The following is an 18,790-nucleotide window of genomic DNA, read 5'->3' as shown; positions in this document are numbered from 1 at the left end:
TGGTTATGCAGCGCATATGATGCATAAAAGATAATAATTCTTATTCTGATGCTGGTGTAATTCGCAACAGCTGGGCATCATACCCGTCTGTTAATACATAAATCGCCTCATCGGCACCCACGGCAACATCCCGCAAACGCTGCTCAATAGTAGCAAAAATTCGCTCGCTGCGTATGGGGCTCTGGGATAAATTTACTGCCAGCAACTGCTGGGCTTTTAAGGTAGTCACCAACAGGTGATTATCCAGCGAAGCAAACCGTTTGCCGTGGTAAACCGTCATGCCTGAGGGTGCTACAGACGGCGTCCAGTCCAGTGCGGGCTGCTCCATCTCCGGATATTCGGTAAACGGGGTTATGCGGGCACCCGAATAATCCAGTCCGTTCGTAATCACGGGCCAGCCATAATTGTGACCGGGTTCAACCAGATTAATCTCATCACCACCAGCCGGGCCATGCTCATGCTGATACACACGGTTGGTTTGGGCATCAACAATCAGCCCCTGTGGGTTGCGATGGCCCAGTGAATAAACATAAGGGGCTTCAGCAAACGGGTTATCCTGAGGAGCGCTGCCGTCTTCCCGAAAACGCAGAATTTTTCCCAGCTGGCTGGATTTAACCTGAGCCTGCTCGCGATAATCAAACCCATCGCCGCTACTCAGCAACCAGGTGCCATCATCCAGCACCGCCAGGCGGCCGGCAAAATGCACCGGTGTGGCTTTGTCCGGGCTGACCCTGAAAATTTCCTGTACGTCAGACAGCCTGCCATCGTCAAATTTTGCACTGACCACCACCAGTCGGTTGTGCTCATCATCGCCCTGAGCGTAAGAAATCAGTACCCTATGTGACAAGGAATAATCCTGGGTTAAGGCAAAGTCCAGCAGCCCGCCCTGCCCTTTGAAATACAGACCGGGCAGCGCCACAGGCTCGCGCTGTGTACTGCCATCGGTATTGATCACCACCAGAAAACCCTTACGCTCGGTCACGACCCAGCGACCATCCGGCAATTGCTGGGCAGTCCATGGTTTGGTAAATCGTGTCTTAGTTACTGGTGTGATGTCATACTCAGCGACTGCCTGCACACCGGCAGCACATACACTCAGACAAATGCCTGTCAGCCAACCCTTTACCCACTTCATGTACGGTCCTGTCAAAATGCTCAAATAAACCACTACAGTAGCATGAAACACATCAATTACAGAGTGTTATCAAGCTGTGAACATAGATAAATTAGTCAGCAGGCGCTAGACTGGTCACTTGTTTATCACCGGCTATCAGGCACCCCTTTTATGATGTGGAAAAAACATTCACTTGAATTTATTAAAGCGTATTCAGGCGCCTGGCTTTTGACTTACCTGCTGGCCTGTACTTTTCATACACAGCGAGTGTTATATGGCTTAAGTGAAGTAGGCGTCAGCATTCCGTTAGCCGACCGGTTGTCCACCACACTGTTTGATTACTGGGGTTTATTGCCGGTGTATGGGCCAGCCATTGCACTGGCGCTACTCATTGCCATGCTGATTGTTCAGCTGCTCAGCCATTTTATCGGAGCCAGAGTAATACTGGGGCTGATTGGCGGTGCCACTGCCATGGCGGTGATGCTGATTTCTATGCAGCCCATTATGGGTGTAACGCTGATTGCGGGGGCACGGGAAACGATGGGAGTGGTTCTGCAATGTGTGGCCGGTGCCAGCGGTGGAGTGCTGTTTGCCTGGCTTTATCAGCGCAACGCTCAGTCTGAAAGCCTGTAGCGGTATTAGACTTTGTAACTAAAACCTGGGAATTCTGTCTTGATACTGTGGCGCGATAACGTGAAGTGAACCACTATTAATGTAATCTAATACGTTTACTGAGTGTTTCTATGCAGGTCCGGCAATGCGTACTCACTTCGGTTGACACTCTGACGCCATTATCGTCACTGCTGTCACAGTTCAATGCTGATTTAATACTGGTCTTTGCTGACCAGCCTTTTCTTGTTCATCAACCTTTACAGAAGCTGCTCAGGCAGTCCGGTGCACTGGTCGCCGGCTGCTCCACCGCCGGAGAAATTGCAGGCATGAAGGTGCTTGATCATCAGGCAGTGATTACTGCGATCAAGTTCTCTCACAGCCAGGTCAGTCTGGTATCTACATCCATCACGGATATGCCGGACTCCCATGACGGCGCGGCCCGGCTGGCGGCAAAATTAGAATCACAAGACCTGCGCGCGGTTCTGGTTCTGGCAACTGGCCTTAACATTAACGGCTCAGGTCTTATCAGTGGCTTGCAACAGCATTTACCCGAAAAAACTCTGATCTTTGGTGGCCTGGCCGGAGACTACGCCCAGTTTAGTGAAACGTTTGTGCTGGGTCCTGATGGTCCGCATAATCACTGCGCCCTGGCCATAGGCTTTTATGGCGAAAAACTTCACATCACTAACGTGGCGGCTGGTGGCTGGCAGCCATTTGGTCCCTATCGCAAGGTGACCCGGGCCAGTGAAAATATTTTATATGAACTGGACGGTCAGCCTGCACTGGATATTTACAAAAGTTATTTGGGTGAGTACGCACAACAACTCCCCTCCTCCGGATTGCTGTTTCCGCTGGAAATGGTCAATGAAGCGCGTGAGTCCTGCGGGCTGGTCAGAACCATTCTGGATATTGACGAGCAGGAAGGCAGCCTGACGCTGGCTGGCGATGTGATGACAAACGGTTACCTGCGCCTGATGTTTGCTTCCAACGAAGGGTTAACCGGTGGTGCCGAGATGGCGGCCCGACTCGCGGCTGAACAGCATCCCCATGCGCTGACAAAAAACTGCCTGATATTGTTGATAAGCTGTGTGGGCAGAAAAGTCATTATGGGAGACTTAGTTGAAGACGAAATCGACTCTGTCGTCCAGTTGAACCCCGCGCCGGCGGTCACCGGATTCTACTCATATGGCGAGATTGGCGCCCATAAAGAATCCGGACAATGCGTATTTCACAACCAGACGATGACGGTGTCGCTGATTACCGAGGTAAGCTAGTGCACAAACAATTGAAACGTCAGCTACGTAGGTGTTTTGAATTATCCGACGATATTGCTCTTGATGAATTTTTAATCCAGTTAGGCAGCGAGCATGTAAGTGAGCTTTCAACAAAGCGCCTGCTCCGTGGTGTTATGTCTTTTATTGGTCGGGTCGACCAAAGCTACCATGATGCCGAGCGAGACCTGAAATTACGTGAGCGCAGTTTGTCTTTAAGTACCAGCGAACTCACCGATGCTTATGACAATATTCGTCGGGACATTGAAGAGCAGAATAATGCGGTCAACGAACTCAAGAAGATAGCAAATAAACAGCTGCAACAGCTCAAAAAGCCCCTTCTTAATGACGCAGTAAATACAATTCACCAACTGGCTCAGGTCTTTGTTGATTTAAGTGAAGAGCACAAACAGGCCAAGCTCGCGTTACAACAACAAAAAGATGCTCTGGATCTACATGCCATCGTCAGTATTTTTGACCGTGATGGCATTATCACCTATGTCAATCAGAAGTTTTGTGACCTTAATGAGTATGCGTATGACGAGTTGATCGGTCACACCCATGAACTGGTCAACCCGCAACTCAAAGACTTGCCGTTTTATCCTGAGCTACGTCGTACACTAGAGGACGGAAAACCCTGGCATGGTGAACTTGAGCAGTTCAGTAAAAGCGGCCTGCGTCATATTTTGTACGCCACCCTGGTGCCGATAGTAAATGAACGCGGCAAACCTGTACGCTTTATTGCAATACATACGGATATTACCCGGCAAAAAGAGCTGGAAGCATCACTGTCACAGAGCAGCCGCTTTTATCGTAGTATCACTGATGCGATTGGTGAAGGCGTGTATGTGCTGGATGCCGGCGGTCATGTAACATTTATGAACCCGGAGGCCGAACGGGCGCTGGGCCGGACCCAGAACGAGCTGGAAAATCAGTTACTCTATGCCATGGCCGTGCCGTGTAGCGCAGATGGCAGTGGTTTTGAGGAGCTTCTGCATCATGTTAATCAGGGCATTCCCTATAAAAGTGAGGCGCACAGCTTTGAGCATATCTCAGGTCATGCATTCCCGGTTGCGCTGACGGCGGTCCCCTTACGCGATGAAAAACATAGTATTGTAGGGCATGTAGGTGTATTCAGTGATATCAGTGAGCGTAAGCAGACCGAAAAAGAACTGCACCAGGCGCTGAATAAAGCTGAGCTGGCGAACCGGACAAAAAGTGAATTTCTGGCCAACATGAGTCACGAAATTCGTACGCCGATGAATGCGATTCTGGGACTGACACACCTGGCCCTCAATACCAGCCTGACACCACAGCAACAGGGTTATATTGAAAAAGCCAACAAGGGCGCCAGCTCACTTCTTCGCATCATCAACGATATTCTGGATTTTTCCAAGGTTGAAGCCGGCAAGCTGGAGTTAGAGGAAAAACCCTTCCCGCTTAAAAATGTCTTGCAACAAGTCGCACAGATTTTTCAGTCCAAGGCCCAGCAAAAAGGGCTGGAGTTTTTAATCGACGCGCCCTTTTCCAGCGAACAGTTTGTAAACGGTGATGAAACCCGGATTGTGCAAATACTGACAAATCTGGTGGGCAACGCCATCAAGTTTACTGAACAAGGGTTTGTGAAAGTCTCTGTCCAGGTCTCCCCGGGTAAAGATAAACAATGGTTTACGTTTACTGTTGAAGACTCGGGTATTGGTATGAGTGACGCCCAGGCCGCCTCCATTTTTAAAGCGTTTAATCAGGCTGATGCTTCTATTAGCCGACGCTTTGGCGGCACCGGACTGGGCATGACTATCACCCGTCGTCTGGTTGAGCAAATGAATGGCAGCATTACGGTCGACAGTCAGCCGGGTAAAGGCAGTAAATTCACCGCCAGATTGTTACTTAGCGCGCCTTCGTTTCCTTTTTCCCTGGCGCAGACCTCCTTGGTTGAAGATGCGCTTATCTGGACCGATAACTCCCTGCCGCACACGGTCAGTGTACTGGACAAAATGCTGCGTCATCTTGGTCATGGCTCACAGATCACCCGAACGCTGGACAGTGCTTTTGACATAAAAGCTGATGTCTTGTTTCTGGTCTGCTCTATGCCTTCGCAAAGTGTCACTGCGATGCTCAAGCAGGTTGAAGTTTCCAACAAGCATATTGTGCTGGTCAGTAATCGCTTTGGCGAGGAAGTCACCCATGCGTTAAATATCGCGGGCCTTTATTTTATCAAAGTGCTTTGTCAGCCTTTTTTAACGGAAGATATCAGCACTTTGCTGGCTTCAGGCATTGAGCAGCCTGTTCATGCCCGCAATGAACCGGTAAGTCTGGATGATGCATCCAGTATCTCGCTACGCATGAAAGGCAAACAGGTTCTGGTGGTAGAGGATGATCCGGTCAGTCAGGAAATTATCAGTCACCAGCTGTCTGAGATTCTGGCTGAAGTCACCATCGCAAACTGTGGTAAGGAAGCGTTAACGATACTGGAAAACAAAATGTTCGATTTGATTATCATGGACAGCAAACTGCCGGATATCACTGGCTGGGAAGTATCAGAGATTCTGACCTACGAAAAGCAGCTCAGTACGCCTATCATCGGCATCAGCGCTGATGGTTTCAGCGATACCGTTGAGCGCGCAATTGAAGCGGGCATGTGTGAACATTTATCAAAGCCGGTGGTAAAAGAAGATTTGCTATGCCATATAGACCGGCATATTCACTACTCGGGCAATAATATCGACATTTTGCTGCAACACGTATTTGCGCAGGATGACACCCGTGCCCGCAGCCTGCAGCAGTTTTTAAAGACATATAACCAGAAAGCCCAGCATCTTGTCGGTCAACTGAGTAACCTGGATTTGCCCATATCGCCAGAAAATGTGGCTTTGTTCACCCCGGTTTTGCATGATGCCAGCAGTATCGGCGCACGTACACTGAGCCTGCATCTGGAAAAGTTGCTAAACTCATCATCCACTACGGCATCAGCTACACAGGTGGCTATGCAGGTGGCCAACAGTTTAGACAGAACACTGAAAAAGGTCAGTGCCACATTATGCGCCCTGATAGAGCAGAGCCACAACGCACGCATTGAGTCTGTGGAGTTGCAACAACAACTGCTACATATTATTCAGCTACTGGAAGACTACGATGCAGGTGCTGCCGATGTATTGGAAAACTTTTATCAGCAAAACACAGATTTGGCTCAGTTGTGGTTAATTAAACAGGCAAAATCCAAAGTTGCAAACTATGATTATGAAGGGGCTGTTGATATTTTAAGCCCCCTCATAACTTTGGTTGAATGATTTTATTTGGTGAGTAGATGTCTCCTATGACAGACCAGTCAGTATCGTTTTCTGTTTTAGTTGTTGATGACGAGCCAGCGAACATCGATATCCTTAAAGATATCTTGCAACCGCTCTATAAAGTCAGGGTTGCTCCGTCCGGGCAAATTGCATTGAAAGTGATTGAGCGAACACCACCGGACCTTATTCTGCTGGATGTAATGATGCCTGAAATGGATGGTCTTGAAGTGTGCAAACGATTAAAAAGCCAGCCCGCATTCGCTGGCATTCCGGTTATTTTTGTCACTGCACTTGGACAGGGCGAAGATGAAGAGCGTGGTTTTGCTGTAGGTGCGGTGGATTATATTGCCAAGCCTATTGTCCCGGCACTAGTGCTGGCCAGAGTTAAAACACATCTGGCTTTGTCTCACCAACAAAAAGTTACCGAACAGGCCGTGCAGCAACGGACACAGGCACTGCTGGAAAGCCAGCATAGCGCCATTAATATGCTGGCCACTGCCGGACATTATAATGATACCGATACCGGTGTTCACATATGGCGTATGGCAGCTTACGCCAAAGCACTTGCCCTGCGCCTTCACTGGCCGGTAGAAAAAGCCGAACTGCTGGGTCAGGCCGCTACTATGCACGATACCGGTAAAATTGGCATTCCTGACAGCATCCTTAAAGCGCCCCGCCGTCTGACAGACGAAGAAATGGCTATTATGCGTGAGCATGCGCAGATTGGTTATGAGATCTTAAGCCAGAGCCACTGTCCGCTGTTTGATCTGGCCGCAGAGGTGGCCTGGTGTCATCATGAAAAATGGGATGGCTCTGGCTACCCCAGAAAGCTGCAAGGCACTGATATCCCCGAATCAGCCCGGATTGTAGCGCTGGCCGATGTCTTTGACGCCCTGACTATGGAGCGTCCCTACAAACAAGCCTGGAGCTGTGAAGCGGCATTTGACTATATACGCAATGAGGCCGGCAGGCACTTCGATCCTAAAATGGTCGAACTGTTCTGCAGTATGCACAGTGAGTTAAAAGATATTAAGCAGGAATGGGCACAGCGGGAATGCCAGACAATTGCCGCCACCGCCGCCAAAGCCAGTTAACCGGATAACCGGGTATATAACAGCCGGGTTTCCAGCAGGTCGATTTCAAACACCCGAATACTTCGCATGCCTGTCTGATGCTTGAGCAACATACGCTTTTCAGTCAGATACCTGACATCCACGGTTTCGGCCAGTCGCGAGGTCTTTGCCAGCAACATGGTGCTGGTGGACGCATCCAGCGTATCGATCAAGAGCCCTGTCATTCTGCAGTAATCTTCCAGACAATCTAATAGCGGTTGTTGCAAAGAGCTGTCAGTCAGCTTGTCTGTCAGTGTAAAAGTACGCATGGCCTAACCCGCATTTATTAGTCAAAGAGCATATATCATCCTTTTGCACTTTACCCTTTGCGGGTCACTATCCCATTAGACATAAGTATAAAAAGCTTTGAAAACAAAAAAGCCGCTTTCGAAAAAGCGGCTTTTATATATCTTTGTAAATAAACTTATAAATAGATGCAAATTAGGAAGACAGTTCAGCGTTCAGACGTTCCTGGCTAACCTTTTCTGATTCAACAAATTTGCTCCACTGCTGAGCCATTCCCTGACTCTTCGGGTGCTTTTCTGCCTCGGCCAGCTGCTGCAGCGCCTTGGCATACTGCTTCTTATTATACAGCGCCATGCCTTTTATCAGATACGCCAGTCCGGGATTTCTCAGCTCGCCCTTTTCAAGCGCGCGATCCGCCGAGGTCAGAGCGTCATCCCATTGTTCAGCATTAAGATAGATCTGCGCCAGTTGTGCGTCCAGTTCACCATCATCAGACAGAGCGGCGGCCTCAATCAAAGCCGGAATCGCTTTTTGATTTTCTTTCGCCAGTTGCCAGCTTTGTCCCAGAAAACGCCAGTTACGCAGGTTCTTTTCTAACGTGCCTTGCTGAATACCCTGCTCCATAATCAGTGCCCCTTTGTAGGGCGCCCTGTGGTAGTAATAAAGCTGAGCCAGATTAAATAAATCAGCGGCACTTTCGATATAGCCCTGCTGGTAGGCGGTTTCCATAATCGCTAATTGCTTGCGCTCCTCACCCAGTTCACCGTACATACCTGCCAGCTGAATCCAGTATTTTGGCTCATCAAACAGTTTGACCAGCTTGACCAGAATATCCCTGACCTTGTTCGGATCCTTCAGCTCATAATACACAGCGCGCTGCAGAATTAACCAGCCTTCATCGGGGATCATGCCTTTGGCTTCATGTTCAGCCACCGCCATATCAATTTGCCCGGCGGCTTCCTGATACTGCTTGTTCTGATAATAAGCCTGCGCCTTCAGCACCTTGTTTTTCGGTGGAATGTCGCCTTCGTTCAACGACTCCCAGCGTTCCAGGTACTTAATCGTGTCAGCAAAGTTGCCCTGCATCAGATGCAACTGAGACAGAGAAAACAGCGTCGACATCTCAAATTTACGCGGGATAGGCTGTTGCTCTACCACCTGGCCGAACGAGGACAAGGCTTTTTCATACTGCTCATCGTTGTAAAAGATGAAACCGTAGAAATTGTACATCATGGCCCGCTCGTAACTGTTCATGGAATCTTTTTTACCTTCCACTTCATCCAGTATACTGATGGCCTCAGCGATATTGCCTTCGTCTGCGGCGGTTTGCGCCCGCGACAGCTGTTCATACACCTTTGAGCGTAAGGTCGGCACCTTGCGGGTCTGCTTTTCACTTGGCTTGGTCTGTGCGACCGCGTCTCCCGCCACCAGCATCGTTGGTAGTGATACCACGGTGCTGACAGCGGCCAGCGCCAGTGCTGCACAAATGTGTTTTGATAATTTGTTAACCATACCCATTACCCGTCAATCTGGAATGTGATGCGGTTCTGCACACCGGATACTTCGGTTGCTTCGCCATTCACCACACGCGGTTTGTATTTGAACTTCATGGCGGCATCCATCGCTGCCTGTTCAAAAATACCTTCCGGATTTGCTTCTACTACGATTGGATTTTTTACTGTACCCTGTTTGGTTACCGTAAATTCCACAATCACAAATCCTTCGATCCCCCGCTGAAGTGCGCGGCGCGGATACACTGGTGATACCTTAACGATAGGCAAGTATTCACCATCGCCTGATTCAAGAGCCAGACCACCATCCAGTGCAACGTCATTTCCTACATCGGCGCTAAAGTCCATTGAGGTTCCTTCAGCATCCGGCGAAGGCGAGTCCATTTGTTGCGGCTGCATTTGTGGCGGCTGCTCTTTTGGCTTTGGTGGCTTACGCGGCTTGCGATCTTTTTGCTCTACCGTCTCTTCCTGTTTGACCCGAACAAAGTCGAGTACACTCCCTTGCGGCGGTTCCGTCAGGGCGCTGCCGCCCATCTTGATCAATGACTGCATCAAGAAGAACAGGCCCAGTGTAATCGCCAGGGAAACAAAAAATGCGATAATAAATCGTGGCATGGCTTATTGCTCTTGTGCTGCGATCGACACGTCGTACACACCCGCCGCGCGGGATGCATCCATCACCTTAATTAATGTTTCAGTCGTAGCTTTCTTGTCAGCCTGAATCACCACGGTTCCCTGTGGGTTTTCCGCGTGCAGTCGCTCGATGTTAGCCTGTACGGCACGTTCATCGATTCGACGCTTATTGATCCAGATTTCACCCGTGTCAGAAATCGCAATGAGCACGTTCGCGCGATCCTTTTTCACCGCAGTGGCGGCTTCCGGGCGGTTTACATCAATACCGGCTTCTTTAACGAACGAAGCCGTTACGATGAAGAAGATAAGCATGATAAAAACAACGTCCAGCATTGGCGTCATATCAATTTGTGCTTCTTCTTCGTCTACCAGGTTCTGAAAATGCTGCTTCATAATTTAACCCTTAACTTAACGCCTTAGTGGGCATTCCGTTCGATAATAATTGCATCCTCAAGATGCGTGCGTTCAGATTTCGCTTTACGGTTCAGCCAGGTAGAGGCAAATACCCCTGATAGCGCACCGACCATACCAGCCATAGTAGGAATAGTGGCTTTAGAAACACCGGATGCCATAGAGCGGGCGTTACCAGAGCCAGAGATAGCCATGACGTCGAATACTTCGATCATCCCGGTTACCGTTCCTAATAGTCCCAGCAGCGGACACAAGGCAACCAGTGCCTGGATAATCGGAATGCTGCCGTTTAACTGAATGGAAAGCGTTGAAATCGTCTTTTGTCTTACCTGCTCGGCATTCCAGGAAGAGCGGTCGGCACGGGCTTGCCATTGTGCCACCGCTTCTTTTTTCTTGTTCTTATGCCAAACCAGGATGTACATCGCACGTTCGAGGATCAAAAGCCACATGACGAATATCAGCAGACCGATGACCAAAAGAACCTGGCCACCTGTTTCTGTGAAATCGCGAATTGCTTCTAGAAACTCAAACATGATTAGCTCCGCTCAGCGCGCTCTGCGATTACACCTGACGCCTGCTCCTGCAGGATGTATACAATGTTCTTGCTACGTGTATTAAGCATGGCATACAGCAGTGTCATCGGAATGGCCACAACCAGACCCAGTACCGTAGTGACCAGCGCGGTAGAGATACCACCAGCCATCAGTTTCGGGTCACCAGTACCAAACAGGGTGATTGCCTGGAAGGTATTGATCATACCGGTTACCGTGCCCAGCAGACCCATCAGCGGTGCAACCACAGAGATAATCTTAATGATGGTCAGGTTACGGCTCAGCTTAGGTACTTCACCCAGAATCGCTTCTGTTAAGTGTAGTTCCAGTGCTTCGGTATCAGCATTTGGATGATCATCACGTACTTTGAGTATCCGGCCCAGCGGATTAGACGTTTTGATTTCCTTGTTCTTAAGCTGTTTCTTCACTTTAGAGTGTGTGATAGTCAAAGATACCAGACGCTCCAGAGCCAGCAGCAGACCAATCGCTCCTACAATCAGGATGATGTAACCCACTTCTCCGCCTTGCTCAACACGCTCTTTTAACGTTGGCGCCTGAACCAGCAGACCCAGAATAGACCCACCGGTCGGATCGATACCAAACTCAACCAGCTCGCCAGAAGAGTTTTGCAGCGCCGCCGCAGAGTCGTTATAACGGTCAGCAGGCTGACGGATAAGTTCAGCAACTGTACCTGTAGAACCGTTGAAATCCAGATATTTACCATCTGATACCAGTGCAAACGGACCCACACGTACTACTTCTTTATTCACTTTCTCGCCACCAGCTTCAACCACACTGGTGTCAAACTTAGTCACCTTGCCGGACTCAGTCATTTCGCGCTGAATCTCGAACCATACCCGCTCAATCTCTTCAATCGAGGCCAGCTTAGAGCTCTTGCCCATTTCCTGTGCCATGTTGTCAAGAAACTCAGCACGGCCGGGGATTTGCGCCGAGATAACAGAGTTCTGGAATTTACTTTTGGTATCGCCGGCAACCTGTTGCAGCACACCAAATAATTCTTTTAGTGAACCCATGCGGTTATCCAGAGCGCCGTTTAAATCAGCCAGTTTAAATTCATTTTCTTCAAACTGAGTTTCCAGACGCTCGGATTCTTTGAGCATGTTGTCACGCTGTTGCGCGGTCTCATCCAGGATCTGATCCTGCTGAGCACGTTTTTGCATGAATTCCTGTTCACGCTGTTTGTTTTGCTGTGACTGGGCAAACTGGCCTTCTTCAAGCTGCTTCAGTAGTGCATCCAGATCCATCGCGCGGTCGTTTTGAGCTACAGCACCTAAGCTGATGCTGACGGCAGCCAGACCAACTGCAAGTTTTTTCATTTGTTTAAACATGGTCATCTACCCCTTAGTCCGTGATTGCCACTGGCATCATTAGCAGGTCTGGCGCAAGTTGCTTCTTCGCCATACGCAGGCCTTTGGTTACCTGAGTGCGGTAACTGCTGTCCAGCTCTTCCCACTGTCGCGTTTGTTTATTCCACACGCCTTGCTTGCTGGCATCACGGGTTTGATAAATCAGTGCAGTACGACCTAAGCGCAAAAACTCAACATCACGCTCCTGGCCATTAATTTCGTGGATACCGTTGTACGCTTCCATGGTACGGCCATATTCCATCTCAACCTGGTAGGCTTCCATTACCCGGCGGAATTTTTCAGAAGCAGCCACATCAGCGCGCTCCATCAGCTTTTTCAGATCAGTAATGCGCTTGGCACGTTCTTCTGCCAGAAACGGCACGTCTAGCGCCACAAACTGTTCCAGGCCGTCAATCATGCGAATCATCAGCGGCGTAATCTGGCGCTCGATAACTGATACTTCGTCAATAGATGCATTCAGATCTTCCATTTCCTGATTCTGGTTAGCGATCTGTTTTTTCAGCTGCGCGTTATACACTTCCAGACCTTCGATTTCTTTATTCAGTGTTTTGAACTGCTGAAGTTTGCTATCGATTTGATCAGTAATGTTGTTGATTTTTTCCTGTGACTTAGCTGCTGACTCGTTAATTTTTGCAGCTTCATCGACTACGGGTTTTAAGACATCATCGTCTTGCGCCATGGCAGAGGATGCCATCATGGCACTTGCCAGTAGCAAGGAGTTGAAAAGCTTCATACATTCAAACCTTTTTGTTTAAAAGAAATCGGTACGTACCGACCATTATCAAAACTGCGCGTAGGATAGGAGTTTTCTGTGACAGTTTTATTACATAACTGTCATATATAGAGGTGTAAGTATTATTCTTTGGTATAAAAAAAGAGCCGCTAAAAAGCGACTCTTTTCAATGACTTAAAATGTGTAGCTGTAACTTATCCCAAACTCGATTCCGCGTTCTTCGCGTAATAAATCAAGGCCTTCCTGACTGATTTGTTTTTCTTCATCTAGCAGGTTTTGCACGCTGAATTTAATCTGTGTATTAAAGTCCGGATAATAAGAGTAGTTAAAATCAACCGAGTGAAATGTCTGTTCTTCGGCATCTTCAAAACCCCGGGTACCCGGTACAATAATCCGCGGACCAAACGCGTTATACACCAGCGTGGCAGAATGTTCACCATTGGGTGAATCATAGCCCAGCTGGAAGTTAATCACCCACTCAGAGTGACCCACCAGCCGACGGGTATTATTGGTAATAATGTTAGAGGCACTGGTGGCGTCCAGAGCATCGAGCAGCTGGGTTTCAAACAGGCTGGTGACATCATCATCCACCGCACCAATCGTCACCTCAGAGTCAGACACCGTGATGTTACCGGTCATGAAGAAGTCAATCAGGTCATCGTTGATAAACGACAGGTCCTGCAGAAATTCCACTTCAGCCCCGTACAGTTCACCGGTTTCCCCGTTGGCGGTTAGCAGGTTGGGCGCCGCGCCACCTACTGTACCCAGCTCAACCAGTTCAATAGGATTATCGATATCTTTATAGAACAGCGCCGCTGACAGGTTGTTACCGTTTTCACGATACCATTCCCAGCGAAAATCCACGTTACGAAGTTTAGAGCTCTGCAGCAGTGGCGAACCGCGTACCAGGAATTCCGTTAACGGGTCAATAAAGAAGGTTGTGCTGATATCCCGTAAATCCGGACGAATGGCCGACTCACTCAGGTTCAGACGAAACTGCATCTGGTCATCCATGATGTACGTCAGGGCCAGTGACGGGAAGAAATCATCTTCCTGAAAAGTCAGCTGTTCAATTTCCTCACGATCCACCGCGAACTGATTGGAGTGTGCGCTGAACGGAACCGAAATCTGACGGAAATCTTCATATCTGACACCGCCTGACACACGCCAGGTGTTGTTAAAGAAAGCATCCGCCATGATGTAGTACGCATCAACCTTGGTTCCGGCGGCGTATTCGTCGCCGTCAGCCATCGCTGACTGCAGAATACCGGCACCGGTTGAGCTGTTGTAGAACGCATCGTTATTCAGGTTTTCATCAGAGAAAATCTCGTCGATACGGTCGCCAACCAGAAAGTCATCGCCAATCGCCCGATGTGGAACCTGAATACCAATGTTTTCTGCCTTACGGCCTTTATCAAAAAAGTCTGCACCGGCTTTGATTTCAAGGTCCAGCCCGTCCATCATAATCGGATAACCTAAGTTCCAGCCCCAGGTATCAGAGGCATCGCGCAGGTTTTGCCAGCTGCGATCTATATTGGTAGCAGAGACGTCCTGCAGTAGCTGTTCGCCCACCTCACCATCAACAATGTTTTGCTGATAGGTCACCGCCAGGCTGCCCGGCGCAGAACGGTTGGCACGGCTGGTGCCGGCATACCAGTCAAAATACAGGAAGTTCAGCTCAGGGAAGTTATGCGTGCCCTTGATCTGATTCGACGTCATACGACGCTCTTCAAACAGCATGTCGACACGTTGTAACTCACGGGTACCAAAAATGGTCTCGTTCACATCCACAAAGTCACGCACCCGAACACGGTCGCTCATGTCATGCAAAATAACGTTGGTCAGTTCAATTTTGTGATTACTGTTGTATTCGTAACCCACGTTGAACATACCGCTCCAGCTGACACTTTGCTCGGTTTCAACACCGTCGTAGGACTGGGCAAAACAGCGGCCGTTCGCCACCTGATCATCCGGCAGATCCGAACAACCCACCGTACCTAAATTGGTGCCGGAGGTTTCACGGCCCACATCCCATTCGTTGGAATAGGACACGGTTGACAGAAAGCCAATTTCACCGTAATCCGTAATAAAACGGTTACCCAGTGTGGCACCAATATCAAAATCCGGGTCAACCTCTTTCTGGTCCGGGCCAATATCCCAGAACATAGAGCTTAACATGGCTTTGCGATCGTCCAGCGTCAGCGGATAAACGCCGGAGCCTTCAATACCGTCATCGGCCTGCGCTGAATCCAGATTGCTCTGAATCACATCAGACAACGCCCGGGTGCCATCATCCCGCCCCGACCAGTCATCACCACCGCCACTGTAAAAGTAGCCGTCAGTAGAGTTATTTGAGTTATACCCAACGCCACCGGATACTTTGAACAGGAATTCTGAAGGAATCGATTTTGTCCGGATATTAACGTTCCCGCCACCAAAGTGGGCTGGCATGTTCGGAGAAAAAGATTTTTGTACATTCAGACTTTCAATGATATCTGAAGGAAATAAATCCAGCGGCACTACCGAGCGGGTCGGATCCGGGCTGGGTACGCCCATGCCGTTAAGCTGCGTGCTTGAGTAGCGTTCACCCAGACCACGCACATAGATAAACTTACCGTCTACCAGGGTCAGACCGGTCACCCGGCGAAGGGCGGAGGCGGCATCACCATCACCGGTCCGGGAAATCTGTTCCGCGCCCATAATATCTGCCACGAACGCCTGATTCTGACGCTCCTGCATAACAGCTGCTGCCGTACCTTTCAGACGGGTTCCGGTTGCCACAACCTCTTCGATCACTTCCTGATCATCCGCCTGTGCCTGCTCCTGGGCAACCGCCATCTGACCGACAAATGAACCTGCCAGCAAGGCTGTGGTAATGGCCGTGCACAGTTTCGATTTGGATGGCATCGAACGGTTTTTAAAATTCATTATAGGAAAACTCCGTAAGGACTCTTGCTAAGTCGTTGTGCTTCTAACAGCTTAGGCGCCATGCGGCGCCTAAGAATTGTTGCTTGTTAAGAGCAGAGCTTACTCAAGACCAACTGTTACCCAGCCTTCGGTCCAGTTGTTTGTGCTATCCATTGCGCCTTTAAAGCTCACTGCGTCAAAGAAGTTATTGTCACCTGACAGGTCGGCACCACCGTCCAGCAGCGATGAACCTTCAGCAGGCTGATAACCGTTGTCAGCCAGACCCAGGTCGGCCGCAGCCGCGACTGAGTTGGTGTCTTGCGCGGTGAACCAGGCTTCAGTAAAGCCGGCAGTACCATCATCATCAGAGAAGTTGTTGGCAGCAGCACACGCAACCACTGAGTTGGTCATAACCAGTGTCCCGGCGTCAGCGTTAGCCTGAGACTCCGTACCGTTAACACGCAGACAGTTGTTGTAAGTGTCCGGGCCGGTGATAACAAAGTTAGCCAGCTTGCCGGCAGTACCTGCACGCAGACGTACCCCATTCGCATCGTCCGCGCCCACAATAGTCACGTTCGCTACCGTCGGGTTTGTCAGTGGTGTGGCAGCCGCGTCAAACTCACTGTTGTCAGATTCAAAGGCGTTGTCACCGTCAGCCGCAGACTGCTTGATAAGCACATATTGTGCAGAGCCAGTCCAGCCGAATGACCAGTCAAATGAATCATCACCGTTAGCGGTCAGTACTACGTGCTTCACGTTAACTGTGCCACCGAAAAACTCGATACCGTCGTCCAGATTCTGGTGAACCTGAATGTAGTCAACCTCAGTACCTGAGCCCACGCCGGCAAAGCTGATACCGTTTAGCTCATCGCCGTTACCCAGCGTACGACCCGCATGCTTAACAACAACGTAGTTCAGAATACCTGAGCTGTCGTCTGCCATGTTGCCGCCAAACTGACCGGCGTCACCTTCAGCAGCAACACCACAGTTATTCAGTTCATCTTCTGTCGCTTCACCATTCTGGTCACCACAAGAGTTAGCTGGTGCACGGCCCAGTAAAACCACTCCGCCCCACTGACCGATATCTGTTTCCTGACCCGTCACATCCTGAATCGAGGTCATCACGATAGGCATAGCCGCCGTGCCCAGTGCATGCAGTTGTGAACCACGACGGGCAACCAGGAAGTCTTCACCGGCCTGACCAATCACGGTAGTGCCTTTTTGAATGTACATGGTGGCTGAGTTTTCGTTGTCACCACCCACCGCAGTACGGCCATTCAGCACCCAGTGCGCATCATTAGTCAGCGTTACATCCGCAGTAAAAGTCGTATCTGCCGCAATCTGGTATACCGGCTTGTCAGTCAGTTCTGGGAAGCTGGAAGATACGTCTGTGGCCAGGCCCTGAGCCAGTGCATTGTCGATATCTGTCGGGAAGCCGTCACCAAAGCCAAATGCCCAGCCTTCCATCCAGTTGTCAGAACCATCAAAGGCTCCGACATACTGCGCCGCCTCAAGATTGTCACCCAGGGTTGATGCGTCCCCACCACTGGTCAGCAGTACTGAGCCTGCTGCCGGGGTGAAACCGTCATCGCTTAAACCCAGCTCAGCAGGAGTGAGCGCCTGGTTACCCGTTTGACCTTCAAACCAGGTCTGGGTAGTACCATCACCGATAACCTCGTCATTGAAGTTAGCCGCTTCGTCAGTACAGGCAACAATAGAATTAGTGATGGTCAGCTCGCCGCTGGCAGCGTTGGCCGCAGATTCTTCACCGTTCACACGCAGACAATTTTCATAGCCTGCCGGGCCGGTTACCAGCATGTTCATGATGTTACCTGCCGTACCTGCACGTAAACGTACACCGTTCACGTTTGGCGCACCGACGATAGTCACGTTAGCAATTTTTGGCTTGGTCAGCGGTGTCGCCAGTGCATCAAATTCGCTGTTGTCTGCTTCAATAGCATTATCGCCATTTTCACTGTTTTGCTGGATATACACATATTGTGCAGAACCGGTCCAGCCGAATGACCAGTCCAGAGAGTCATCACCGATGTCAGTCAGCACAACGTGGCTGACATTTACCGTACCGCCGAAAAACTCAATACCATCGTCCAGATTCTCATGCACCTGAATGTGGTCAACTGTGGTACCAGAACCAACACCAGCAAAGCTGATGCCGTTTAGCTCGTCACCGTTGCCCAGTGTACGGCCAGCATGTTTAACCACAACATATTGCAGTGTGCCTGAGCTGTCTTCTGGCATGTTACCACCAAACTGACCGGCATCACCTTCAGCGGCCACACCACAGCTATTAAGCTCATCTTCAGTGGCCTCACCGTTCTGATCACCACATGAGTTAGCCGGTGCACGGCCCAGCAGTACCAGACCGCCCCACTGACCGATGTCAGTTTCTGCGCCGGTGACGTCCTGCACAGAGGTCATTGTGATAGGCGCTTCTGCAGTACCCACGGCTTCAATTTGTGAGCCACGACGCACAACCAGGAAGTCTTCACCTGCTTCACCAATAATGGTCGTGCCGGCTTCGATGTACAGCACAGCTGAATTTTCGTTGTCGCCACCGACCGCGGTACGACCGTTCAGTACCCAGTGTGCATCAGCAGACAGCGTCACATCTTCATTGAATTCGGTATTTTCGCTCAGACGGTAAACCGGCTTGTCGTCGCCGATGTCGTAATCAGCTGTGACATCGGTCGCCAGACCCTGATCAAATGCGTTGCTTGGGCCTGTTGGAGTAGGCGTAGGCGTTGGGGTTGGTGTAGGCGTTGGCGTAGGTGTAGGGTTGGTAACCGAATCACCTTCGTTGGTTACGTCACCTTCATTGATATTAATGTCACCACCACAACCTGCAAGAACCAGTGCAGTTGCAATCGCAGACGCTTTAAAAACGTGCTTGATAGCCATTTGTTTCTCCGTACAGACTATTGTATTTGTAAAAAGACGGGATGCAGACTATCGAAGATTGATGACACTTTTGTTACATAAGATAACTGTCACAA

Annotated in this window: 14 protein-coding genes; 4 read left to right on the top strand and 10 right to left on the bottom strand. The window is 49.8% G+C overall.

All coding sequences use genetic code 11. From position 1 onward, the window contains the following. Positions 1 to 40 precede the first annotated feature (40 nt). Positions 41 to 1,135: a PQQ-dependent sugar dehydrogenase gene (locus EZV72_RS03190; RefSeq protein WP_137165876.1), complete on the bottom strand. Its 1,095-nt coding sequence runs from the start codon at positions 1,133 to 1,135 to the stop codon at positions 41 to 43. Positions 1,136 to 1,285: 150 nt separating this feature from the next. Here EZV72_RS03190 and EZV72_RS03185 point away from each other — a divergent pair, with 150 nt between their 5' ends. The 4 genes from EZV72_RS03185 to EZV72_RS03170 all read left to right on the top strand — a co-directional run bounded on the left by EZV72_RS03185 (position 1,286) and on the right by EZV72_RS03170 (position 7,378). After that, complete coding sequence (locus EZV72_RS03185; RefSeq protein WP_232364490.1) at positions 1,286 to 1,747, top strand: hypothetical protein; 462 nt, start codon at positions 1,286 to 1,288, stop codon at positions 1,745 to 1,747. A gap of 110 nt (positions 1,748 to 1,857) precedes the next feature. Next, positions 1,858 to 3,000 (top strand): FIST signal transduction protein, encoded by a 1,143-nt coding sequence (locus tag EZV72_RS03180; RefSeq protein ID WP_137165875.1) that lies wholly within the window; start codon positions 1,858 to 1,860, stop codon positions 2,998 to 3,000. Further along, a complete protein-coding gene (locus tag EZV72_RS03175) occupies positions 2,946 to 6,284 on the top strand; it encodes an ATP-binding protein (RefSeq protein WP_137165874.1) in 3,339 nt (1,112 codons plus the stop codon). The genes EZV72_RS03180 and EZV72_RS03175 overlap by 55 nt, the downstream gene beginning before the upstream one ends. 17 nt (positions 6,285 to 6,301) lie before the next feature. Beyond that, on the top strand, positions 6,302 to 7,378 hold the full coding sequence (locus tag EZV72_RS03170) for an HD domain-containing phosphohydrolase (protein ID WP_137165873.1): 1,077 nt from the start codon (positions 6,302 to 6,304) through the stop codon (positions 7,376 to 7,378). On the opposite strand, the gene EZV72_RS03165 is transcribed toward EZV72_RS03170, so the two are convergent. From EZV72_RS03165 to EZV72_RS03125, 9 genes are all read right to left on the bottom strand, one after another. After that, positions 7,375 to 7,665, bottom strand: coding sequence for a hypothetical protein (locus tag EZV72_RS03165; RefSeq protein WP_137165872.1), 291 nt, complete (start codon positions 7,663 to 7,665; stop codon positions 7,375 to 7,377). The two genes, EZV72_RS03170 and EZV72_RS03165, sit on opposite strands and share 4 nt — an antisense overlap. Before the next feature lie 172 nt (positions 7,666 to 7,837). Then, positions 7,838 to 9,154 (bottom strand): tetratricopeptide repeat protein, encoded by a 1,317-nt coding sequence (locus EZV72_RS03160; protein WP_137165871.1) that lies wholly within the window; start codon positions 9,152 to 9,154, stop codon positions 7,838 to 7,840. 5 nt (positions 9,155 to 9,159) lie between these two features. Further along, positions 9,160 to 9,768 (bottom strand): energy transducer TonB, encoded by a 609-nt coding sequence (locus EZV72_RS03155; protein WP_137165870.1) that lies wholly within the window; start codon positions 9,766 to 9,768, stop codon positions 9,160 to 9,162. 3 nt (positions 9,769 to 9,771) lie between these two features. Further along, positions 9,772 to 10,179, bottom strand: a complete 408-nt coding sequence (locus EZV72_RS03150) for an ExbD/TolR family protein (protein ID WP_137165869.1) — start codon at positions 10,177 to 10,179, stop codon at positions 9,772 to 9,774. 23 nt (positions 10,180 to 10,202) lie between these two features. Continuing rightward, the gene (locus EZV72_RS03145) at positions 10,203 to 10,730 is read right to left on the bottom strand and encodes a MotA/TolQ/ExbB proton channel family protein (RefSeq protein ID WP_137165868.1); all 528 of its coding nucleotides are present in this window, start codon (positions 10,728 to 10,730) and stop codon (positions 10,203 to 10,205) included. Positions 10,731 to 10,732: 2 nt separating this feature from the next. Continuing rightward, positions 10,733 to 12,085 (bottom strand): MotA/TolQ/ExbB proton channel family protein, encoded by a 1,353-nt coding sequence (locus tag EZV72_RS03140; protein WP_408640828.1) that lies wholly within the window; start codon positions 12,083 to 12,085, stop codon positions 10,733 to 10,735. Between the two features lie 25 nt (positions 12,086 to 12,110). Next, entirely contained in the window at positions 12,111 to 12,869 is a 759-nt protein-coding gene (locus EZV72_RS03135; protein WP_137165866.1) for a DUF3450 domain-containing protein, read from the bottom strand. 174 nt (positions 12,870 to 13,043) lie between these two features. Further along, positions 13,044 to 15,797 (bottom strand): TonB-dependent receptor domain-containing protein, encoded by a 2,754-nt coding sequence (locus tag EZV72_RS03130; protein WP_232364489.1) that lies wholly within the window; start codon positions 15,795 to 15,797, stop codon positions 13,044 to 13,046. A 99-nt stretch (positions 15,798 to 15,896) separates the two neighbouring features. Further along, positions 15,897 to 18,695 (bottom strand): hypothetical protein, encoded by a 2,799-nt coding sequence (locus EZV72_RS03125; protein WP_137165865.1) that lies wholly within the window; start codon positions 18,693 to 18,695, stop codon positions 15,897 to 15,899. Positions 18,696 to 18,790: the final 95 nt, after the last annotated feature.

Origin of the sequence: Salinimonas lutimaris (assembly GCF_005222225.1) — a bacterium.
In the GTDB taxonomy this organism is placed as follows: Bacteria; Pseudomonadota; Gammaproteobacteria; order Enterobacterales; family Alteromonadaceae; genus Alteromonas; species Alteromonas lutimaris.
Note: the sequence above shows the minus strand (reverse complement) of the source record. Positions and strands in the feature narration are given on the sequence as shown.